The sequence below is a fragment of the Sphingomonas sp. SFZ2018-12 genome, from assembly GCF_022496715.1.
GTDB lineage: Bacteria > Pseudomonadota > Alphaproteobacteria > Sphingomonadales > Sphingomonadaceae > Sphingomonas.
Genome location: NZ_WTFM01000001.1, coordinates 1,877,768 through 1,898,478, shown reverse-complemented (window position 1 = coordinate 1,898,478; position 20,711 = coordinate 1,877,768). Strand labels below are relative to the sequence as shown.

The window sequence follows — 20,711 nt, the reverse complement described above, 5'->3', positions numbered from 1 at the left end:
ACCACGGCCTCAGGCTGCGCACCATGCGCCTGCCCGACCTGTTCCAGGACCAGGATAAACCCGAACGCCAGTACGACCTCGCAAAACTCAACGCACAACACATCGTCGACACCGTCCTCAAGGCGCTCGGCCACAACGATGTCGGCATCCGGGGGATCGGGGCCATCGCATGATCCGCGCGCATGGCCTGTTCGTCGCGCTGCTTGCCGCTGCGACCGCGATGGCGCCGGCGTCGGCGCACGCCGCCGGGCAGGACGGGGCGGGGACGGTCCGCGTCTGGGTGCCCAATACGCGCGCGGTGCGCGGGACCATCCATGTCGATGTCTGCCCGGCGGGCGACTTTCTGAAACCCTGCCCCTATTCGGCGCAGGCCCGCGTCAGGATGGGTGGCACCGAGATCATCGTGCGCGACATCCCCCCGGGGCTCTACGCCATCCAGCTGTTCCACGATGAAAACGGCAATGGCAAGGTCGATCGCGGGCTGTTCGGGATTCCGAAGGAGGGCGTCGGTTTTTCCAACAATTACCGGATCAGCACCCACGCGCCGCGTTTCAAGGATGCGCGGTTCATGGTCGGGGCCGGCGAAACCCGGATGACGATCAGCCTGCAATATTTCTGACCCCGGGGGCATCAGGGCGGTCATGCGCAATCCGATCCCGCCGCTCGTCGGCTTCAGCACCGCCCGGCCATTGATCGTCGCCGCGCTGTCGCTGGTAACGCTGGTCGTGTCCATGCTGTTCGCCGCGACGCATTTCGCGATGACGACCGACACGGGCGCGCTGATCTCGCCCGATGTCGAATGGCGCCGGCAGGAAGCCGCGGCCAATGCCGCGTTCCCGCAGTTTCGCGATCTCGCGCTCGTGGTCATCGACGGCACGACGCCCGAAGCCGCCGAAGCGGCGGCGGCGCGGCTGTCGGCGGCGATGGCGCAGGACCGCGCGCATTTCCGCTCGGTCCGCCGCCCCGATGCCGGCGCGTTCTTTGCCACCAACGGGCTGTTGTTCGGCAGCGTCGCCGAGGTGCGCGGCGCGACCGCGGCGCTGATCGAGGCCCAGCCGCTGCTTGGCCCGCTCGCCGCCGATCCGTCGCTGCGCGGGATCGCGGTCGCGCTCGACACCGTGCTGATCGGGGTCGAACGCGGCGACACGCGGCTCGCCGCGATCGACCGGCCGCTCGCACGCCTCGCCGATGCGGTGGAGGCGACGGTGGCGGGACGCGAGGCGCAGTTTTCGTGGCAGGCACTGATCGGGTCGGGGCAGGGAACCCTCGCCCCGTCGCGCCGCCGGCTGATCCTGTTCCAGCCGGTGCTTGATTTCGGTGCGCTCAAGCCCGGCGAGCAGGCGACCCGCGCGATCGACGAGGCCGCACGTCGGGCCGCGCTGGACCCCGCGCACGGCGTCCGGGTGCGCGTCACCGGCGGCGTGCCGCTCAGCGACGAGGAGTTTGCCTCGCTCGAGGAGAATATCGGCCTGGTCGGCCTCGCCATGGCGGTGGCCATGCTGGTGACCTTGTGGTTCGCGACCCGCTCAGCGCGGATCGTGCTGGCGATCCTGGCGACGATCGTCGCCGGCCTGGTGACGACGACGGCGATCGGGCTGCTGGCGGTCGGCACGCTCAACCTGATCTCGGTCGCGTTCATTCCGCTGTTCGTCGGGCTGGGCGTCGATTTCGGTATCCAGATCGCAGTCCGGTTCAATGCCGAGCGGCTCGACGGTGCCGACTTCGCCCGCGCGCTGCGCAATGCCGCGACCGCGCTGGGCGGTCCGTTGCTGCTGGCGGCGGGCGCGGTGTTTCTGGGCTTCGGCGCATTCCTGCCGACCGAATATGTCGGCATCGCCGAACTCGGCATCATCGCCGGGCTCGGCATGCTGATCGCGCTCCTGTTCAGCATCACGCTGCTGCCTGCCTTGCTGATGCTGCTGCGTCCCGGCCGCCCGCACCGCGAGGTCGGCTTTTCGGCCGCCGCGCCGATCGATCGTTTCCTGGAGCGTCATCGCCGCGCAGTGCTGTGGGCGTTCGGCCTGTCGATGATCGGATCGATCGCGCTGCTGCCGCTCGTCCGGTTCGACTTCAATCCGCTCCACCTGCGCGATCCGTCCGCGCCGGCGATGCGGACACTGGCCGACTTGATGCGCGATCCGCTGCGCACGCCCAACACGATCGACGTGATGGCCGCCGACGCCGATGCCGCCGCCGCGCTCGCCCGCCGGCTGGCGGCGCGGCCCGAGGTGGCGCAGGCGATCACGCTCGACAGCTTCGTCCCCGCCGATCAGCCGGCCAAGCTCGCGATCATCGAGGACGCCGCACTGCTGCTCGACCTGTCGCTCAACCCGCTGGAGGCCGCGCCGCCGCCGAGCGATGCCGAAACCGTCGCGGCGCTGCGCGGCGTGGCGGGACGGCTGCAGGCGGCGGGCCGCGGGCCGGACGGCGCGACCGCGCTGCGGCTGGCCAAGGCATTCGCCGTGCTGGCGGCCGCCGAACCGGCGACGCGTGCGCGTACCGAACGAGTCCTGATCGATCCGCTGCAGATCATGCTTGCCCAGGCGAGCGCGGCGCTGCAGGCGAGCGCGGTCGACCGGGCGACCCTGCCGCCCGACATCGTCCGCGACTGGGTCGCGCCCGACGGCCGGGTCCGCGTCCAGTTGTTCCCGAGCGGCGACAGCAACGACAATCGCGTGCTCAGCCGCTTCACCCGCGCGGTCCAGTCGGTCGCCCCCGCCGCGACCGGCCTGCCGGTTTCGACGCAGGCCGCCGCCGGTACCGTCGCCTGGGCGTTCATCCAGGCGGGCGTCCTGGCGATGGTGCTGGTCAGCCTGTTGCTGTTCGCGGTGCTGCGCAACGCGCGCGAGGTGGCGTTCACGCTCGCGCCGGTCATCCTGTCGGGCTTTCTGACGCTCGCGACCTGCGTGCTGATCGGGCAGTCGATCAATTTCGCCAACATCATCGCCTTTCCGCTGCTGTTCGGTGTCGGGGTGGCGTTCCACATCTACTTCGTGATGGCTTGGCGGGCGGGCGCAACCGACCTGCTGCAATCCAGCCTGGCGCGTGCGGTGCTGTTCAGCGCGCTGGCGACCGGCACCGCGTTCGGTGCGCTGTGGCTGTCGCACCATCCCGGTACCGCCAGCATGGGCAAGATCCTGATGTTGTCGCTGGCGTGGACGCTGGTGTGCGCGCTGATCTTCGAACCTGCGCTGCTCGGTTCGCCGCCGCGCGAGGATCGGGCGCGCGGCTAGGGCGCGCTCAGCGCAGCGTCGCGTTGACCCCGAGCCACAGCGTGCGCGGGTGCGAACGCTCGCGCGCATTGCCGCTGAAGCCGGTGTCGACGCGGGCATCGAACGCGTTCTCGACGCGCGCGCTCAGCGCCAGCCCGTCACCGATGCTCAATGTCGCGGCGGAATCGAGGGTCAGCGCGTCGCCCAGCACGCGGCTGTTCTGGTCATCCTCGAACTGGCTGGACTGGTAGCGCCCGGTCACCGACGCCTGCGTCCCGGCGGCGGAGCGCCACGCGAGCGTCGCGCTCGCCTGGTGGCGCGGCGTCTGCGCGGGACGCAGGCCGTCCAGCGCGGCGGACGTGCCGGCACCGCGCACCCGCGCGTCGGTATAGGCGTAGGACAGGCGTGCTTCGACACTGGCGACGCGGCCCCCCGCCTCGATCTCGATCCCGCGCACGTCGAGCGCGGCCAGATTGTCGCGCCGCCGGAAGAATCCCGCCGCCGATACGAAGCCGACGCCGGGGAAATTGCCCGGCCCGCGCGCGACCGTGACGTTGGCGATCGCATCGCGCACCCGGTTGTCGAACAGCGTCGCCGAAACGAAAGTCGCGGCGCCGGGCTTCAGGTCGAAGCCAGCCTCGACGCCGTCGAGCCGTTCGGGGCGCAACGCCGCATTGGCGGCAGTGGCGTCGGCCCCGACGCGGAACGGCCGGTACAATTCGTTGGGCGTGGGCAGCCGCCAGCCGCGATAGGCGGCGGCACGCAGGGTCAGCACGTCGCCCGCGGGTCGCCAGGACAGCCCGGCGCGCCCGGTTGGCTCGACGCCGTCGCGGTCGGCAAAGGCGAGGTCGGTGATCGGCGCGCCGCCCGCCAGCGCGACTTCGGACAGCCGACCGTTGGCAATCCACCACCCGTCGACGCGGCCATTCAGATCGATGCCCAGCGTGCCGGCGTCGACGCGCAGGTCGGCAAAGCCCCCGGCCGTGCGGGTGGTCCCACCGGCCTCGCGACGCCGGGTGGGCGCGCCGCCGACAAAGGTGAACAGCTCGCGCGTGGTGCCGCGCGTCTCGCGCACGTCCGCGCCGATCCGCAGCCGGATGGCACTGCCCAGCGGTGGCGACAGCTCGATCCGGCCGCCGATGCCGGTCGCAGGGACGTTGTACTGGTCGAGCGTCGGCGTGACGGTCGCGCGGTCGGCGCTGACCGCGGCGAACTGGCTCGCGAAGCGGCGCGCCTGGATATAGCCGAGCGCCGACCAGCGCCACGCGCCCCTGCCGACGATGCGCACGCTGGCATCCGCGCCGTCGCTGGCGATGTCGGTGAAGGCCAGTCCGCGATCGCGCCGGTCGGTAAAGGCGCGCACCGTCGCCTGAAGCTCGCGGTCGCCGCCGACATCGAAGGCCGCGCGCAGCGTCACGTTGCTCTGGGCATAGCGCGCGGCACGATCGACGGGGCCCCGGTCGCCGACGACGATCGGAATGAAGCCGTCGCCGCGCGCGGTGCCGGCGGTCAGTGTCGCAAAGCCGCCATCGCGCTTCAGCGTCGCGGTGGCCAGCGCGTCGACCGCGTCGCGGTTGCCATAGGCGATCTGGGCCTGCGCGGCCGGCAGCTGGTCGGGGGTTGCGCTTTCCAGCTCGACAACACCCGCCAGCGCACCCGGTCCCCACAGCGCGCTGCCGCCGCCGCGCACGACGCGCACGGTACCCAGCGCGGCCGGCGCATAAGCGGGAAATGCGACCCAGCCTGCGAATGGATCGGCCTGTGGCACGCCGTCCAGGATCAGCAGCGCGCGGCTCGATGCGTTGCCGCCGATGCCGCGCAGCGTCAGCCCCTGGCTGGTCGGGTTGGCCGACCGGCTGTCGGCGCGGCGGAAGGATTGCAGCCCGGCGACGTCGGCCAGCACGTCCTCAAGCCGGTTGCTGGCGGTCGCGACGATCCGGTCGCGACCGATTTCGATCACCGCGTCCGAACGGTCGGCCTGGTCGACCGGGATGCCGCGGCCCGTCACGACGATGTCGGGCCCAGGCGCAGGCGCAGCGGCAGGCGTGGGCGCTTGCTGACCAAGCGCGGGGAAGGCCGTGCCCATCGCCAGCACGGCCGGGACGATCCGTCGCACCGACATCACTAGACCCGCATCATGCGGCCGCTGTGCCGTCGACGATCGCCTTGTGCCCCGCGATCAGCGCGTCGACGACCTGCGGGTCGGCCAGCGTCGAGACATCGCCGATCGCGGCATATTCATGCTCGGCGATCTTGCGCAGGATGCGGCGCATGATCTTGCCGCTGCGCGTCTTGGGCAGCGCGGGGGCGAACTGGATCGCGTCGGGGGTGGCGATCGGCCCGATCTGCTGGCGGACCCATTGCGCCAGCTCGCGATTGAGCGCTGCACTGGCGGCTGCATCCTGGGCCAGGATCGCATAGGCGTAAATGCCCTGGCCCTTGATGTCGTGGGGCACGCCGACGACCGCCGATTCGATGACCGCGGGATGCGCGTTGAGCGCGGCCTCGACCTCGGCGGTGCCCAGCCGGTGGCCCGACACGTTGATCACATCGTCGACGCGCCCGGTGATCCAATAGTCGCCATCCTCGTCCCGCCGGCAACCGTCGCCGGTGAAATAGCGGCCGGGATAGGCGGTGAAATAGGTCTGGAAAAAGCGTTCGGGGTCGCCCCACACGCCGCGCATCTGGCCCGGCCAGCTGGCGGTCAGCACTAGATTGCCCGACGTCGCGCCTTCCAGCGTCTGGCCATCGGAGTCGACCAGCGCCGGACGGATGCCGGGCAGGGGCCCGGTGGCGGATCCCGGCTTCAGCGTCACCGCACCCGGCACCGGCGCGATCAGCATCCCGCCGGTCTCGGTCTGCCACCAGGTGTCGACGATCGGACAGCGTCCCTCGCCGACGACGTCGTGATACCAGTTCCACGCTTCCGGATTGATCGGCTCGCCGACCGACCCCAGCAGGCGCAGCGACGCACGGCGGGTCGCGGCGACGGGCGCGTCGCCCTCGCGTTCCAGCGCGCGGATCGCGGTCGGCGCGGTATAGACGACGGTGACGCCATGCCGGTCGACGATGCGCCACAGCCGCGACGCGTCGGGCCAGGTCGGCACGCCTTCGAACATCACCGTCGTGCCGCCGTTCGATAGCGGGCCATAGAGCGTGTAGCTGTGCCCGGTCACCCAGCCGATATCGGCGCTGGAAAAGAACACGTCATCCTCGCGATGATCGAAGACCAGCGCGTGGGTGTAGCTCGCCCAGGCGAGATAGCCGCCGGTCGCGTGGAGCACCCCCTTGGGGGTGCCCGTCGAACCCGAGGTATAGAGGATGAACAGCGGATCGTCGGCGTCCATCACCGCGGGCGCGAACGTCTCCGCGGCGTCGGCGACCGCCTCGTGATACCAGACATCGCGGCCGGGCGTCATCGCTACGTCCGCGCCGGTGCGGCGGACGACCAGCATCCGGTCGATCCCCCCGGCATGGTCGGCGGCGATGTCGGCGTTGCGCTTGAGCGGCACCGGCTTTTGTGCGCGCAGGCCTTCATCGGCGGTGATCAGCACGCGCGACCCGCAATCGCGGATTCGCCCGGCCAGCGCCTCGGGCGAAAAGCCGCCGAACACGACCGAATGGATCGCACCGATGCGCGCGCAGGCGAGCATTGCGAACGCGGCTTCCGGGATCATCGGCATATAGATGGTGACGCGGTCACCGCGAGCCACGCCCAGCCCGGCCAGCACATTCGCCATCCGGCACGTCTCGCGGTGCAGTTCGCGATAGGTGAAACGACGCGGCGGTTCGGCGGGGTCGTCGGGTTCCCAGATCAGCGCGACCTTGTCGCCGCGTGTTTCCAGATGCCGGTCGAGGCAGTTCGCCGCCAGGTTGAGCTGGCCGTCGGCATACCAGCTGATGTGGAAATCGGCGGCGTCGAACGACCAGTCACCCGCCACCGTCGGCGTGCGGACCCAGTCAAGCCGCCGCGCGATGTCGAGCCAGTGGCCGTCGGGATCGTCGGTCGCGCGCTGATTCATCCGGGCCAGCGCCTCCGCACCGACGGTCAGCGGGCCCGCGAAGCCGGCGGGAACCTCGACCCGACGCCCCGTTCGCGCCATCGTCTTGTCCGTCATCGCTTTCTCCTGTCCCACCGATCGACCGGCGCGGGATAGGATATCTTTTCCGCGAAGACAAAGGCGCGACCGCTCTGCCGGGCGTCAGTTCCGCCCCAGGCTGGCGCCGCCGTCGACGAACAGAGTCTGGCCGGTGACGAACGCGGCCGCGTCGGAGGCGAAGAAGGCGATGGCGGCGGCGATTTCCGCCGGGGTACCGATCCGGTTCATCGGTACCTGCGACAGGTAGCGCGCCTCGCCCGCGCTCCCGACCGGATTGTTCTGGCGGAACAGCTCGGTCTCGGTCGGGCCGGGCGCCACCGCATTGGCAGTGATGCCGTGCGGGGCCTGCTCGATCGCGATCGTCCGGGTCAGGCTCTCCAGCGCGGCCTTCGACGCGGCATAGCTGGTGCGCAGCGGCAGGCCCAGTGTCACCAGGCTGGTGACGTTGACGATCCGCCCGAACCGCGCCGCCTGCATCCCGGGCAGCAGCGCCTGGGTCAGCTGAAGCGCGGGGCGCAGGTTGAACGCCAGCAGGCCCATGAAGTCCGCGGGCTCGATCGCGCCGAAATGTTCCGTGCGCGCCGCACCGGCATTGTTGACGATGCCGAGCACGTCGCCCCGCGCCGTCAGTTCCGTCGCCAGTGCCGCGGTGGCCCCTTCGTCGCCCAGGTCGGCGGTGATGAACTCGCCGGGAAAGCTGTCCGGGGCGGACCGGGCGACGCCGATCACCTCCCAGCCACTGGCGGCGAGCGCGTCGGCGGCCACGCGGCCAATGCCTTTCGATGCGCCGGTGACGACGATTTTGCGGGCCATCATCTCAACCTTCCGCCAGCGCCATGGTGCGCGCGATGCCGCGTTGGAACGCGGGGCGGGCCTCCAGATCGGCGACGTAACGCTGGACGTTGGGCGCGCCGTCGATCGACACTTCGGCGAACTGGCGCCGCCACAGCCAGCCGAAATGCGCGATATCGGCGATGCTGAGCGTGTCGCCCGCGACGAACCGCTGGCCTGCGAGCAGCGCATCGAGCACGCCGATCACGCGTTGCGCCTCGTTACCGAACCGGTCGATCGCAAGCGGGATCGGCTCGGGCGCGAATTTGCGGAAAAACCCGGCATTGCCAAAGGCGGGGCCGAGGCCGGAGGCGTGGAAGAACAGCTGTTCAAAGACGCGGGCGCGTGCGACGCCCGATGCCGGCAGCAGCTTGCCGGTCTTTTCGGCGAGGTGGACGAGGATCGCGGCGCTCTCGGTCAGCACCAGGTCGCCATCGACAAGCACCGGCACCTTGGCGTTCGCGTTGAGTGCGACGAATTCCGGCGCTTTCTGTTGACCCTGGCGGACGTTGATGCTCGTCAGCGTATAGTCGAGCCCGATTTCTTCGAGCGCGATGGGAACCTTGACGCTGTTGGGTGTCGAAAAAGCGTAAACTTGGATCATGGTCGATCTCCAATGAAAGGCGTTTGGTGACGCGGGGTTCAGCCCTGCGCGGCCATGCGGCGCGCGACGTCGGCGGCGCTGATGCCTTCGAGCGCAAGGCCATAGCCCGCCCCCTCGTCGACGATGCGGCGCAGCTTCTGGGTCAGCGCGATGCGGGTGTAGCGCCCGGTAAGCGGCGGCAGCGCCGCGATCAGGTCGGCGATCTCGTGCGCACGGGCGAGCAACCGGTCGGCGGGGACGATTTCATTGACCGCGCCATATTCCTTGGCGGTCTGCGCATCGAGCAGCTGGCGGGTCAGGATGAAGTAGCGGCCGCGGATGCTGCCGATCACCTCGGGCCACAACAGGTTGACGCCGTCGCCGGGCACGATGCCGAAATCGAAATGCGGCTTGTCCTGGAACACGGTTTCGGGCGTCGCCAGGATGATGTCGGTCAGCAGCGCATATTCGCTGTGCAGCAGCACAGGGCCGTTGAGCGCGCTGATCATCGGCACCTCGATGTCGAGGATGTTCGACAGCACCTTGCGGCCTTCGCGCAGGATCTTGTCATAACCGACCGGCGTGAAGAAATCGAAGCCCTCGGGGTCGATCGTGTCCATGAATGCGTCGCCGCTGCCGGTCAGGATGACGGCCCGATTCTCGCTGTCCTCGCCGATCGCGTGGAACAGGTCGACAAACTGTTCGTGGGTATGGCCGTTGAAGATCAGCTTGCCGCCGTTGGTGTGCAGCATGACTTCGAGCACGCCATTGTCCTTGCGGGTCAGCCGGGCGTTGGCAAAGGCGTTGCGATAGGTGTCGAACTTGGCCATCTGAACCTCCATCAGGCCGCGCTTGATCAGCGGCGTCGATGTTCAGATAGACCCGCGCGGGCTGCGGCGGATGGCGGGATGTTGCGATATCGCCTATTCCGTCGGGGAATAGCGCAAGCGACGGAAATGCTGCGGCACCTTGCCTTGCCCTTCGCGGTCAGTCGCGTGCGAGGACGATCATTCCACCCGGTGCGGGGACGCAGTCCAGCCATTCGCGGACCGGCAAGCCGCGACGATGCCCGATCAGGCTCGCGATCGGCCCGCCATGGGTGACGACCACGCCCGGCCCGTCGGGCAGCCGCCGCCAGGCGGCGAGCGCGCGGTCCATCAGCGCACGGGTGGTTTCGCCGCCGCCCGGCCTGAACTGGTCGGGCGCGTCGATCATGCCGTCCATCGCATTGCCGGTGGCACGATGGATCGCAGCCCAGCTCTGCCCCTCCCACGTGCCGAAGTCGCGTTCGCGCCAGCCGGGATCGGCGACGAGCGGACAGCGTGCGTGCGCAGTGATGCGCCGGGCGAGCCGGGTGCTGCGCGTGAGGCCACTGTGCACGACCCATGCGGGGTCCCGCGCCGCCAGTTCCGCCGCCAGCGGCGCGATCGCCGCGATGCCCTGTCGGCTGAGACCGGCATCGCTGACGCCATAGCAGCGACCGTGCCAGGCGCGCGCCACCTGGGTGTGGCGGACGAGCACGACGTCGGCTGTCACCGCGCGGCCGCCGCGAGCAGCAGGATGAGCTGGCCCATATAGGCCGCAAAGCCCAGGCAATCGCCGGTGCTGCCGCCAATCCGCCGGCGCAGCAGGCCGCGCAGCCACAGGCAGAACACGCCCGCGATGCAAATCGCTGCAATGAACGCGACCGGCTGGAACAGCGCGACCGCGGCCAGCCCGGGGATCGCCGTTGCGGCGGCGCGCATCAGCGTGGCCGCGCCGACGCCGGTGCCGACATCCTTGGCCAGCCCGGTTCCGCCCGGCGCCGGGGCAATGATCGTCATCATCACGACGACAACCAGCCGGCCGAACGTCGCCGCGCCGATCAGCGCGGCCGCCGCCATCCAAGGCGTCAGCGTGGTCAGGATGGCAACGCTCAGCGCCGCGCGCACCCCGATCGCCAGGATCAGTCCGACGCTGCCATAGCTGCCGATCCGGCTGTCCTTCAGGATGCGTCGCACGTCTTCGGGCGTGCTGCCGCCGCCGAACGCGTCGCAGAAATCGGCGACGGCATCCTCGTGGAACGCGCCGGTCAGCCGCGCCTCGATCGCCAGCGCAATCAGCATTGCGACGACCGGCGGCCACAGCTGCGCCGCAGCGAGCGCGACCGCGGCGGTGATCGCGCCGACCAGCGCGCCGACCAGGGGAAACCAGGCCACCGCGCGCACCAGCCCGGTCGCCACCTGCGCCGCGGTCAGGCTGGCGGTCCCTGGCACCGGCAGGCGCGTCAGGAACTGCACGGCCAGTACCGGTGGTGCCCACCACGGGCAGTCGGGCGACGCGTCAGACGCCAAGTTCATCGAGCCGCGCGACGTCGGACAAAAGGGCTGCGGCGCTGTCGAGCAGGGGCAGCGCGACCAAGGCGCCCGTGCCCTCGCCCAGCCGCATCTCCCAATCGAGCAGCGGTTCGAGGCCCAGCGCGTGGAGCGCCGCGCCATGCCCGGGTTCGGCGGAGCGATGCGCGGCGATCATCGCGTCGCGCGTGCCCGGTGCCAGCGCCTCTGCGATCAACGCGGCGGCGGTCGCAACAAAGCCGTCGAGCAGCAGCGTCGCGCCCAGGGTCGCGCCCTGGGCGAAGAAGCCGGCCATCGCCACGATCTCGAACCCGGCGACTTCGGCGATGGCGGCGCGCGGATCGGCGGGCAGGTGCGCGCGCGCGCGCGCCGTCGCGGCGGCGACGATCCGCGTCTTCGCCGCCAGCATCGCATCGTCCGCGCCCGCGCCGGGCCCGACCGCACCGGCGGGATCGGCCTGGGCCAGCAGCGCGGTCAGGCACGCGGCCGACGTCGTGTTGCCGATGCCCATCTCGCCCGCGATCAGCACCTGATGCCCGTCCGCCCGCGCGCGCCGCGCCTCCTGCGCGCCGGTGGCCCAGGCGGCGTCGAACTGCGCGACGGTCATTGCCGGGCCGACCGACAGGTCGGCGGTGCCCGCACCCAGGCTGGCACGCGCATGAAACGTCGGATGCGGCGGGGCGGGGGGCAGGGCGACGCCGACATCGGCGAGCCGCAGGTCGCAACCCTGCGCCGCGGCCAGCGCCGAACTGGTTGCCCGTCCGGCCAGGATGGTGCCGACCATCAGCCCGGTCACCGCCTGCGGCCATGCCGAAACGCCCTGCGCGACGACGCCATGGTCGGCGGCGAACAGCACGATCCGGCGCGGGCGCGTCGCGGGCGTCAGGTGCTGCTGGATGACGGCGAGCCGCACCGCCAGCTTTTCGAGCCGCCCCAGGCTGCGGGTCGGTTTGGCAAGCGCGTCCAGATGCGCCCAGGCGGCGGCTTCATCGATCATCGTTCATCCCTTGCAATCGCCAGCAGCCGATCGACGGCGACATGCGTTTCGAGGTGGTCGGCCAGCATGTCCAGCGCCCGGTCGACGCGATCGGCCTGTGCGACGCCGTCGCTGCCGCTGCCGATCTGCGCGAGCCAGGCGGCGCGCTGCGCGGGGTGGTCGAACAGGCGGTGGACATAGCATCCCGCAATGCGGCCATCGGTGCTGATCGCCCCGTCGATCTGGCCATCGGCCAGGCGCAGCAGCGGCTGCACCGGCGCGCACGGCACCGTCCGTCCCGCGTGGATCTCGTACCCGATAAAGGGCGCGCCGTCGGCGATGCGGGTGCCGGTGGTCTCGACGACGCGTTTGTCGGCGGTCAGCACCGTGGCGACGGGCAGGTGGCCGAGCCCCGCAACCTCGCGCGCCGGCCCCTCGATGCCGTCCGGATCGGAAATCGTCGCGCCCAGCATCTGATAGCCGCCGCAGATGCCCAGCAGCGCGCCGCCGCGCCGGACATGCGCGGCGATGTCGATGTCCCACCCCTGCCGGCGCAGGAAATCCAGGTCGGCGATCGTCGCCTTGGTGCCGGGCAGGATGATCAGCGCCGCGTCGGCGGGCAGCGGCGTGCCCGGCGGCACCATGACCAGCCGCACGCCCGGTTCGTGGCGCAGCGGATCGAAATCGTCGAAATTGGCGATGCGCGACAGCATCGGCACTGCGATAGTGATCGCGCCGGGCGACGCGGCGGCGGTATCGAGCACGACCGCGTCCTCCGCCGGCAATTGCCGCGCCGCCGCCAGCCAGGGCACGATGCCCAGCCCCGGCCAGCCGGTGCGCCGCGCGATCTCGGCATAGCCATCGTCGAACAGGCGGATGTCGCCGCGGAACTTGTTGATCACGAATCCGCGGATCATCGCGGCGTCGGCGGGGTCGAGCACCGCCTGTGTCCCGACCAGCGACGCGATCACGCCGCCGCGATCGATGTCGCCGACCAGCACGACGGGCACATTCGCTGCGCGTGAAAAGCCCATATTGGCGATGTCGCCGGCGCGCAGATTGGTTTCGGCCGGGCTGCCCGCGCCCTCGACGATCACCAGATCGGCCTGCGCGCGCAGCCGGTGCCAGGATTGCAGCACCGCGGCCAGCCAGGCATCCTTGCGCCGGCGATAGTCGCCGGCGTCCAGCGTGCCCGCGACCTGGCCGTGGATGACCAGCTGTGCGCCGGTGTCCGATTGCGGCTTGATCAGCACCGGGTTCATGTCGGTGGTCGGCGGCGTACGGCACGCCATCGCCTGCAGCGCCTGGGCCCGGCCGATTTCGCCGCCCGCCGCAACGGCGGCGTTGTTCGACATGTTTTGCGGCTTGAACGGGCGCACGGTCAGGCCGCGATTGGCAAAGGCGCGGCACAATCCGGCGACCAGCACCGACTTGCCGACGTCCGATCCGGTGCCCTGCAGCATCACCGCAGCCATGCGATCGCCCCCACCGACAGCCAGTGCAACAGGCAGGCACGGCGATAGATCGCCAGCGCGCGGTCGAGGTCGGCGGCATCGGGCGGCGGCCCGTCGCCCAGCCATGCGCGTGGTGCCGGCGCGCCGTCATAGCTGACCGGCCCGCCCAGCCGCCGGCCGATTGCGCCCGCCATCGCTGCTTCCGGCCAGCCGCCATTGGGCGAGGCGTGGTGCCGGGCGTCGCGCCACATGACGGCAAACCCGCCGCCGCCCGCGATCGCGATGCCCAGCCCGGCCAGCCGCGCCGGCACCCAGTTGACCATGTCGTCCAGACGCGCGGCGGCCCAGCCAAACCAACGGTAGCGATCGTCGCGATGGCCGATCAACGAATCGGCGGTGTTGATCGCCTTGCACGCAAACAGCCCCGGCAACCCTGCGACGAGGAACCAGAATGCCGGTGCGACCACGCCGTCGCAAAAGCTCTCCGCCAGGCTCTCGGTCGCCGCCAGTGCAACGCCCCGCTGGTCGAGCGTCGCGGTATCGCGCCCGACGATATGCGCCACCGCCGCGCGCGCGGCGACCAGGTCACCCCGGCGCAGCGGGCGCGCCACCGCGCGGACATGATCGTCCAGGCTGCGCTGGGCGAGCCCCGTCGTCGCCAGCACGATGATCGCCGTGATCCCGATCGCGTGGTCGCCGGCGATCCGTTCGACGAGCAGCCCGGCCGCCGCCGCCCCGCCGGCGACGACGATGATCAGCGCGACCCCCATCGCGCGGCGACGCGGCGCACTGCCCCGGTTCCATCCGCGCTCCAGCGCCGCGATCGCGCCGCCGATCCAGGTCACGGGATGACCGATCGCTCCGAACAGCGCGGTCGGATAGCCGATCGCCGCCTCGCCGATCAGCGCGACCAGCAGTTGTTCGGGCCGCGCGATCACGCGGGTGCCACCCGACCGGTCGAAACCAGCACGCGATCGCCTGCATCCGTGGTGGCGATCGTACAGGCGATGCCATAGGTGTCGCGGATGCGCGCCGGAGTCAGCACTACATCCGGTGGTCCGTCCGCGCTCACGCGCCCGCCCGCCAGCAGCAGCACCTGATCGGCGATCCGCAGTGCGTGGTTGAGGTCGTGGAGGACGACGATCACGCCCGCGCCCGCGACGGCGGCGGCGCGCAGCCCCTCGAGCGCGTCATGCTGGTGCGCGGGGTCCAGATTGGCGAGCGGCTCGTCGGCGAGCAGCCATTCGGGCGCGCCCGCCAGCACGCGGGCAAGCAGCACGCGCGCACGCTCGCCCCCCGACAGCGCGGAGACCGGGCGATCGGCAAAGCGGGCGACGTCGGTGGCCGCCATTGCGGCGGCGACTGCGGCACGGTCGGCAGCGCTTTCGCCCCAGCGGCCACGATGCGGATAGCGGCCCAGCGCGACCAGCGTTGCGACATCGACGTCCCAATGCACGTCGGCGACCTGCGGCAGCAATCCGATGCGCCGCGCCAGATCGCGCCGCGACACCGCGTCACGCGGCGTGCCGTCGATCCGCACCTCGCCGCGATCGGGTCGCCGCAGTCCGGCCAGACAGGCGAGCAGCGTCGACTTGCCCGCGCCATTTGGGCCGAGCACCGCGGTCACCTGCCCGCGCTCGAAGCGCGCGGCAACGTCGTCGAGCACGCGGACGCCGCCCAGCGTGACCGTCAGCGCCGCGACCGTCAGCTCGCCCATCGTCGCCCCCCTCATGCCAGTTTCCGCCGCATGCGCAGCAGCAGGACCAGGAAGAACGGCCCGCCCAGCATCGACATGGCGATGCCCAGCCGCAGCTCGCTGACCGTCGGCATCGCGCGCACCACGCTGTCGGCGACGATCAGCAGCAGCGCGCCCGCCAGCGCGGCGGGGAGCAGCACCGCCGAAGGCCGGTTGCCGACAAAGGGGCGGACCATGTGCGGCACGATCAGCCCGACAAAGCCGATCACCCCGGCGGTCGCCACCGAAGCGCCGACGCATAGCGCGACACCGACGACGACGAGCAGCTGGAGCCGCACCGGATCGACCCCCATCGACCGCGCGGCGCTGTCGCCCAACGTCAGCACGTCGAGCGTGCGCGCGGTCAGCGCCAGCACCGCGATGCCCAGGCCGATCAGCGGCAGCGCCAGGCGGACATCATCCCAGCTGCGATCGGTGAGCGCCCCCATGAGCCAGGTGACGATCTGCGATGTGACGAACGGGGTGGGGGCCAGGCTGATCGCCAGCGCAGTCATCGATCCTGCCACGCTCGACACGATGACGCCGGCCAGCGTGAACACGACGATGCTGCCCGATCGCCCGACGATCAGCGCGAGCAGCGCCATCGTCGCCGCCGCCCCGCTGAGCGCAAAGGCGGGCAGCAGCCACGGCGCGGCGGCATAGCCGAAATAGAGCGAGATCACCGCCCCCAGCGCCGCGCCCGCCGACACGCCGAACAGGCCGGGGTCGGCGAGCGGGTTGCGCAGATAGCCCTGCATCACCGCGCCCGACATGCCGAGCCCCGCGCCGACGAGCGCGGCGAGCACGGTGCGCGGCAGGCGCAGCTCGGCGATGATCGGCCAGCGCGGGTCACCCAGCGTCCAGGCATCGAACGGAATCCACACCTTGCCCGCGATCAGCGAGGCGAGCATCGCCGCCGCGATCGCCGCGACCAGCGCCAGGTTGAGCGCCCCCCGCCGGGTCATAGCGACCGCCGCACGCGCGCAAGGTGGCCGACCGCGTCGATGATCGTGGGTCCCCCGCAATTCAGCAGCCGGTCGGGATAGGGGCGCACCGCGATCCGATCGCGCAGCCCGTCGAGCACCGGGTGGCCCAGCATCCGGTCGTCCTGCCCCCGCGCGCCGACCGACAGCAGCAGCCGGGGCGGGCGCGCGACCAGCGGCTCGAGCGGGAGCACGTCCCACTGCTTCAGGCCATAGCGCGCACTTTGGTTGGCGAAGCCCGTGCTGCGCAGCAATTCGTCGGCCAGCGTGCCGGTGCCGGGGACCAGCCCGCCGCCCTGCCAGATCAGCGCCGGTACCGCCGGGCCCCCGGTCCGCGCCGCGCGCACCGCCGCGTCGATCCGGCGGACCAGCGCCTCGCCACGTTCGGGCCGGCCGATCGCCGCGGCGATGGTGCGGATCTGCGCGTCGCTTTCCGCCACGGTCGCGGGCACGCCGATCTGCACCAGGGCGATGTCCAGCCGGCGGAGCGCAGCGATCGTCGAAGGCTCGACATGCGCGCCGGCGATGACCAGGTCGGGGTCAAGCGCGACGACCTCCTCCGCCGTCCCCGACGTCGCGGTAAAGCGTCGCGCCAGCGCGATCGGGATCGATGTCGCGCGCGGGTCCTGCGAATAGTGGCTGATGCCCGCGATCTGCCGCGGATCGGCGACCTGCATCAGCACCGCGTCGACGCACGGGTTGATCGACACGACGCGTGGCGATGCGCCTGCTGATTGCCGTCCGGCGGCAGTCGGCGGCGCGGCGGTGCAGCCGGCGCTCGCCAGCGCCAGCGCCATAGCCGGTACGGCCGCCCGGACCCACGCGATCGCCGTCGCGCGCATCAGAACTCGACACCCTTCTGCGCCTTGAACCCGGCCTTGTAGGGGTGCTTGACCTCGCCGAACTCGGTGACCAGGTCGGCGATCTCGATCAGCGCGGGCTGGGCGTTGCGGCCGGTGATGCAGATATGCTTGGTCAGCGGCCGGTCCTTCAGGAACGCGACGATCTCGTCGATTGGGAGCGTCTCTTGGCGCAGCACGATATTGAGCTCGTCGAGGATCACGAAGTCATAGGCCGGGTCGAGGATGAGCGCCTTTGATCGTTCCCACGCCGCGCGCGCAGCGGCGATGTCGCGGGCGCGGTCCTGTGTGTCCCAGGTGAAACCCTCGCCCATCAACTCAAAGGTCAGCAGGTCGGGATTGGCGTGGAAGAAGTTCTTCTCCCCGGTTTCCCAGCTGCCCTTCACATATTGGACGATGCCCACCTTCATCCCCCAGCCCAGGCTGCGGATCGCCATGCCGAACGCGGCGGACGACTTGCCCTTGCCATTGCCGGTATGGACGATCAGCAGCCCGCGCTCGAGCGTGTGCCGCGCCTGGATGCGTGCGCGTGCCGCCTGGACGCGCTTCATGCGTTCGTTGTGGCGGGCGAAGTCGGCTTCGGTTTCGGTCATCGGTCGTTGCTCCATGAAGCCAGGGCGTCGCGCACGCGTTGCCAGCCCGCCACATCGCCCGGCAGTCCCAGGCGCAGCCACGTCGGCTGCGCCGCGAACGGGCGGGTCAGCACCCCGGCGCGGGCGAGGTGCGCGAACAGCGCGTCGCGTCGCGGCAGCGCGACCAGCGTGAAGAACGCGGTCCGGCCGACGATGTCCAGCCCCGCCGCCGCGACCTGCGCCGCCATCCGCTCGGACGCCTCGCTCAGCCGCTGGCGCTGCCCCGACTGCCAGGCCGTGTCCCCATAGGCGGCGATCCCCGCCGCCAGCGCGGGCGTGCTGATCGGCCAGTCGCCCAGCATTGCGCGCAACGGTCCCGCAATGGCGGGCGGCGCGATGACGAAGCCCAGCCGCAGCCCGGCCAGCCCATAGAATTTCCCGAACGATCGCAGCACGATCAGTCCCGGCCAGCCGCGCCCCGCCACGCTGTCGTCGGGGGTCGCATCGGCAAAGGCCTCGTCGACGATCAGCCAGCCGCCCTTCGTCGCCAGCCGCGTGGCGACGCCGGCCAGCGCGTTGGCATCGGCGCACCATCCGTCCGGGTTGTTGGGGCGGGCGAGGACGATGTGGCGGTGTTCGCCGGCGACATCGGCGAAGTCGGCGCGGGACAACGCGACCGCCCGGTCCTGCGGCCACATCGCGCGGTGGCCCGCATAGCCCGGTGTCACCCAGCCGGCGGGTCCGGGCAGGATCGCCCCGATCAGGCGCAGCGCCAGGTCGCTGCCCGGCACCGCCACCACATGGTCGGGGACGGTGCCGAAGGCGTGTGCCGCGCGCGCCTCCAGCTCTGCCAGCCGCGCCGGATCGGGCAGGGGGGCGGGGGCTTCACCGGGTTCAGCGACCGGATAGGCCCAGGGCGCGATGCCGGTCGACAGGTCGGTCCAGGCCGCCACCTGCGGGAACCACGCGCGCGCCTGGTCGACGCGGCCGCCATGGACGGCGAAGCGCGCGATCAGGTCGGGGGCGGGCGCGGGCGCGGTCATCAATAGGCCAGCCGGACGCCGGCATAGCCGGCGCGTCCCGGGGTACCGAAGCGGAAGAGCGTTTCGTAGCGTTCGTCGAACAGATTCTCGACCCGGCCATAGATTTCGACGCGGTCGCTGACCGGCCACGCGGCGCGCAGGTCGGCGATGACATAGCCTTCGATCCGGCGGCTGTTGGCGGCATTGTCGAAACTCGCGCCGACATGGGTCAGCGTCGCCCCGGTTTCCAGCCCGAACGGCCAGCGATAATCGACCAGCGCCGTCACGCTGTGCCGGGGACGGCGGACGAGCTGGCGGCCGAAATTGGCGTCGCCGGGCGACCGGTTGGTCGCGTCGAGATAGCTGTAATTCGCCTGGACGCTGAGCGCGGGCACGGGCTGCAGCGCAAGCGCGAACTCGACGCCCTGTGCGCGGGCGCGCGCGACATTGTCATAGGTGCCCGACGGCCGTCCGACGCAGATGCCGGTTGGCGGGGCGGGACAGGAGATGAAACCGATCAGGTCGTTCGACGTCCGGCGGAACCAGGTTGCACTGGCGCGCAGGCGGCCTTCCGCCAGCGCCTGGCTCACGCCCGCGTCCCAGCCCCGCGATCGTTCGGGCCGCAACGTGGCGTTGCCGAAATCGCTTTGCAGCTGGAACAGCGACGGTGCCTTGAACCCCTCGGCATAGCTGGCGCGCAACGTCGTGCCCGTTTCGCCAATCGCGAACACGCCGCTCGCGCCGAGCGTGGTGGCACCGCCAAAACGGTCATGGTCGTCGTGGCGCACCCCGCCGGTCAGCGTCACCCCGCGGGCCGGCGTCGCCACCAGCTGGCCATAGACGCTGTCCAGGCGCGCGCGCCCGACCGTCGGCGGCGCGCCGAAGCTGCTGCTCGTGAAGCGCGATGTCTCGCGCTCCAGCCCGCCGGTCGCCTGCCACCCCTCGACGATGTCGAGCACGCCCTGATATTCGATCCGGGCGTTGCGGCCGTACGCGGCAAAGGTTTCGGCATCGCCCTGGGCGCGGTCGATGTTGCGGCGGCGCGTGTCGGTATGCGCATAGCCCAGCCGGTTGCGCAGCCGCCCGTCGAACAGCGCCGCGTTGATCCCGCCATAAGCGACCAGCTCGCGCGTGCGCGATTGCTCGTCGACATCGCCGAACTGAAAGGCCGGGGGCGCGAAGCCGTCGATGTTGACACGCCCGTTGGAATACCAGCCTCGCGCCTCCGCAGAAACGCCCTCGGCCACCGCCACGCTCAGCCGCGCATTGGCACCGAAATTTTCGTATCCGTCGCGCTCTGTGCCGCCGCGCGCCTCGCTGAACGCGGAAATCCCGTCGGTGCGAAACCAGCCCGCGCCGCCGCTCGCCGATACCGGTCCGATCCGGCCCGCGACGTTGCCGACGACCTGTCCGGTGCCGCGATAACCGCCCTCGCCGCGCAGGTTGGCGGTCAGCCGCTCGGTCGGCTGGCGCGTGATCATGTTGACGACGCCGCCGATCGCCTGGCTTCCCCACAGCACCGAAGACGGTCCGCGCAGCACCTCGATCCGTTCGATATTGCCGACCAGCAGGTTGCCGAAATTGAAGCCGCCGCCCGGTGACGACGGATCGTTCAGCTTGACCCCGTCGATCAGCGCGACCGTCTGGTCGCTTTCCGCGCCGCGGATGAACACCGATGCGGTCGCGCCGATACCGCCGTTGCGCGTGATGCTTACCCCCGGCACGGTGCGCAGGATATCGGCGACCGTTCGCGTCTGGCGGCGGCTCAGTTCGGCATCGTCGAGGACGGTGACCGACTGGCCGACCCGTTCGATCGGCTGGGGCGTGCGGTTGGCGGTGACGACGATGACGGAATCGTCGACGACCGCCGCGTCACGGTCCGGATCGGCGAGCGCCGGGGCGGGGAGACAGGATGCCAGGGCAGTGATTGCCCCGGCGGTGGTCACGAAACTGGCGCGCACGACTTCCCTCCACGATCGGGGGTCGCGCGCCAGCGGCACGATGCAACGAAGGCCGGGCATCGCCCGCGCACGCCACCCCATTCGATGTC

General features: G+C 71.0%; 18 protein-coding genes. 2 read left to right on the top strand and 16 right to left on the bottom strand.

Going from position 1 to position 20,711, the window contains the following annotated elements; all coding sequences use genetic code 11:
- The first annotated feature begins 169 nt into the window (after positions 1-169).
- Both GO308_RS08995 and GO308_RS08990 read left to right on the top strand, forming a co-directional pair.
- Positions 170-619 (top strand): DUF2141 domain-containing protein, encoded by a 450-nt coding sequence (locus tag GO308_RS08995; RefSeq protein WP_066481219.1) that lies wholly within the window; start codon positions 170-172, stop codon positions 617-619.
- A gap of 22 nt (positions 620-641) precedes the next feature.
- On the top strand, positions 642-3,233 hold the full coding sequence (locus GO308_RS08990) for an MMPL family transporter (protein WP_240885175.1): 2,592 nt from the start codon (positions 642-644) through the stop codon (positions 3,231-3,233).
- Between the two features lie 7 nt (positions 3,234-3,240).
- Here GO308_RS08990 and GO308_RS08985 read toward each other — a convergent pair whose 3' ends face one another.
- The 16 genes from GO308_RS08985 to GO308_RS08910 all read right to left on the bottom strand — a co-directional run bounded on the left by GO308_RS08985 (position 3,241) and on the right by GO308_RS08910 (position 20,682).
- The gene (locus tag GO308_RS08985) at positions 3,241-5,334 is read right to left on the bottom strand and encodes a TonB-dependent receptor (RefSeq protein ID WP_240885174.1); all 2,094 of its coding nucleotides are present in this window, start codon (positions 5,332-5,334) and stop codon (positions 3,241-3,243) included.
- Positions 5,335-5,347: 13 nt separating this feature from the next.
- Positions 5,348-7,330 (bottom strand): acetate--CoA ligase, encoded by a 1,983-nt coding sequence (gene acs, locus GO308_RS08980; RefSeq protein ID WP_240885173.1) that lies wholly within the window; start codon positions 7,328-7,330, stop codon positions 5,348-5,350.
- Between the two features lie 84 nt (positions 7,331-7,414).
- Complete coding sequence (locus tag GO308_RS08975) at positions 7,415-8,128, bottom strand: SDR family oxidoreductase (protein ID WP_240885172.1); 714 nt, start codon at positions 8,126-8,128, stop codon at positions 7,415-7,417.
- 1 nt (position 8,129) lies between these two features.
- Complete coding sequence (locus GO308_RS08970) at positions 8,130-8,747, bottom strand: glutathione S-transferase N-terminal domain-containing protein (RefSeq protein WP_240885171.1); 618 nt, start codon at positions 8,745-8,747, stop codon at positions 8,130-8,132.
- A gap of 38 nt (positions 8,748-8,785) precedes the next feature.
- The gene (locus GO308_RS08965; RefSeq protein ID WP_240885170.1) at positions 8,786-9,556 is read right to left on the bottom strand and encodes an enoyl-CoA hydratase/isomerase family protein; all 771 of its coding nucleotides are present in this window, start codon (positions 9,554-9,556) and stop codon (positions 8,786-8,788) included.
- Between the two features lie 157 nt (positions 9,557-9,713).
- Positions 9,714-10,262 (bottom strand): histidine phosphatase family protein, encoded by a 549-nt coding sequence (locus tag GO308_RS08960; RefSeq protein WP_240885169.1) that lies wholly within the window; start codon positions 10,260-10,262, stop codon positions 9,714-9,716.
- A complete protein-coding gene (locus tag GO308_RS08955) occupies positions 10,259-11,065 on the bottom strand; it encodes an adenosylcobinamide-GDP ribazoletransferase (protein WP_240885168.1) in 807 nt (268 codons plus the stop codon). Before GO308_RS08955 ends, GO308_RS08960 begins: the two co-directional genes overlap by 4 nt.
- Positions 11,049-12,056 (bottom strand): nicotinate-nucleotide--dimethylbenzimidazole phosphoribosyltransferase, encoded by a 1,008-nt coding sequence (cobT, locus tag GO308_RS08950; RefSeq protein ID WP_240885167.1) that lies wholly within the window; start codon positions 12,054-12,056, stop codon positions 11,049-11,051. The genes GO308_RS08955 and cobT overlap by 17 nt, the downstream gene beginning before the upstream one ends.
- Positions 12,053-13,510, bottom strand: a complete 1,458-nt coding sequence (locus GO308_RS08945; protein ID WP_240885166.1) for a cobyric acid synthase — start codon at positions 13,508-13,510, stop codon at positions 12,053-12,055. Before GO308_RS08945 ends, cobT begins: the two co-directional genes overlap by 4 nt.
- A complete protein-coding gene (gene cbiB, locus GO308_RS08940; RefSeq protein ID WP_240885165.1) occupies positions 13,498-14,427 on the bottom strand; it encodes an adenosylcobinamide-phosphate synthase CbiB in 930 nt (309 codons plus the stop codon). Before cbiB ends, GO308_RS08945 begins: the two co-directional genes overlap by 13 nt.
- Positions 14,424-15,221, bottom strand: coding sequence for an ABC transporter ATP-binding protein (locus GO308_RS08935; RefSeq protein ID WP_240885164.1), 798 nt, complete (start codon positions 15,219-15,221; stop codon positions 14,424-14,426). The genes cbiB and GO308_RS08935 overlap by 4 nt, the downstream gene beginning before the upstream one ends.
- A complete protein-coding gene (locus tag GO308_RS08930; protein ID WP_066685018.1) occupies positions 15,218-16,189 on the bottom strand; it encodes an iron ABC transporter permease in 972 nt (323 codons plus the stop codon). Before GO308_RS08930 ends, GO308_RS08935 begins: the two co-directional genes overlap by 4 nt.
- A complete protein-coding gene (locus GO308_RS08925) occupies positions 16,186-17,049 on the bottom strand; it encodes an ABC transporter substrate-binding protein (RefSeq protein ID WP_240885163.1) in 864 nt (287 codons plus the stop codon). Before GO308_RS08925 ends, GO308_RS08930 begins: the two co-directional genes overlap by 4 nt.
- Positions 17,049-17,660 (bottom strand): cob(I)yrinic acid a,c-diamide adenosyltransferase, encoded by a 612-nt coding sequence (cobO, locus tag GO308_RS08920; protein WP_240885162.1) that lies wholly within the window; start codon positions 17,658-17,660, stop codon positions 17,049-17,051. The genes GO308_RS08925 and cobO overlap by 1 nt, the downstream gene beginning before the upstream one ends.
- Entirely contained in the window at positions 17,657-18,682 is a 1,026-nt protein-coding gene (locus tag GO308_RS08915; protein ID WP_240885161.1) for a threonine-phosphate decarboxylase, read from the bottom strand. Before GO308_RS08915 ends, cobO begins: the two co-directional genes overlap by 4 nt.
- Positions 18,682-20,682, bottom strand: coding sequence for a TonB-dependent receptor (locus GO308_RS08910; RefSeq protein WP_240885160.1), 2,001 nt, complete (start codon positions 20,680-20,682; stop codon positions 18,682-18,684). Before GO308_RS08910 ends, GO308_RS08915 begins: the two co-directional genes overlap by 1 nt.
- Positions 20,683-20,711: the final 29 nt, after the last annotated feature.

What these genes read in the sequence shown, in the direction of transcription:
- GO308_RS08925 (WP_240885163.1), bottom strand. Translation starts at nt 17,049, where the DNA reads ATGCGCGCGACGGCGATCGCGTGGGTCCGGGCGGCCGTACCGGCTATG.
- GO308_RS08990 (WP_240885175.1), top strand. Translation starts at nt 642, where the DNA reads ATGCGCAATCCGATCCCGCCGCTCGTCGGCTTCAGCACCGCCCGGCCA.
- GO308_RS08945 (WP_240885166.1), bottom strand. Translation starts at nt 13,510, where the DNA reads ATGGCTGCGGTGATGCTGCAGGGCACCGGATCGGACGTCGGCAAGTCG.
- cobO (WP_240885162.1), bottom strand. Translation starts at nt 17,660, where the DNA reads ATGACCGAAACCGAAGCCGACTTCGCCCGCCACAACGAACGCATGAAG.
- GO308_RS08955 (WP_240885168.1), bottom strand. Translation starts at nt 11,065, where the DNA reads ATGAACTTGGCGTCTGACGCGTCGCCCGACTGCCCGTGGTGGGCACCA.
- GO308_RS08910 (WP_240885160.1), bottom strand. Translation starts at nt 20,682, where the DNA reads ATGCCCGGCCTTCGTTGCATCGTGCCGCTGGCGCGCGACCCCCGATCG.
- acs (WP_240885173.1), bottom strand. Translation starts at nt 7,330, where the DNA reads ATGACGGACAAGACGATGGCGCGAACGGGGCGTCGGGTCGAGGTTCCC.
- GO308_RS08915 (WP_240885161.1), bottom strand. Translation starts at nt 18,682, where the DNA reads ATGACCGCGCCCGCGCCCGCCCCCGACCTGATCGCGCGCTTCGCCGTC.
- cobT (WP_240885167.1), bottom strand. Translation starts at nt 12,056, where the DNA reads ATGATCGATGAAGCCGCCGCCTGGGCGCATCTGGACGCGCTTGCCAAA.
- GO308_RS08985 (WP_240885174.1), bottom strand. Translation starts at nt 5,334, where the DNA reads ATGTCGGTGCGACGGATCGTCCCGGCCGTGCTGGCGATGGGCACGGCC.
- GO308_RS08965 (WP_240885170.1), bottom strand. Translation starts at nt 9,556, where the DNA reads ATGGCCAAGTTCGACACCTATCGCAACGCCTTTGCCAACGCCCGGCTG.
- GO308_RS08930 (WP_066685018.1), bottom strand. Translation starts at nt 16,189, where the DNA reads ATGACCCGGCGGGGGGCGCTCAACCTGGCGCTGGTCGCGGCGATCGCG.
- GO308_RS08970 (WP_240885171.1), bottom strand. Translation starts at nt 8,747, where the DNA reads ATGATCCAAGTTTACGCTTTTTCGACACCCAACAGCGTCAAGGTTCCC.
- GO308_RS08975 (WP_240885172.1), bottom strand. Translation starts at nt 8,128, where the DNA reads ATGATGGCCCGCAAAATCGTCGTCACCGGCGCATCGAAAGGCATTGGC.
- GO308_RS08995 (WP_066481219.1), top strand. Translation starts at nt 170, where the DNA reads ATGATCCGCGCGCATGGCCTGTTCGTCGCGCTGCTTGCCGCTGCGACC.
- GO308_RS08935 (WP_240885164.1), bottom strand. Translation starts at nt 15,221, where the DNA reads ATGAGGGGGGCGACGATGGGCGAGCTGACGGTCGCGGCGCTGACGGTC.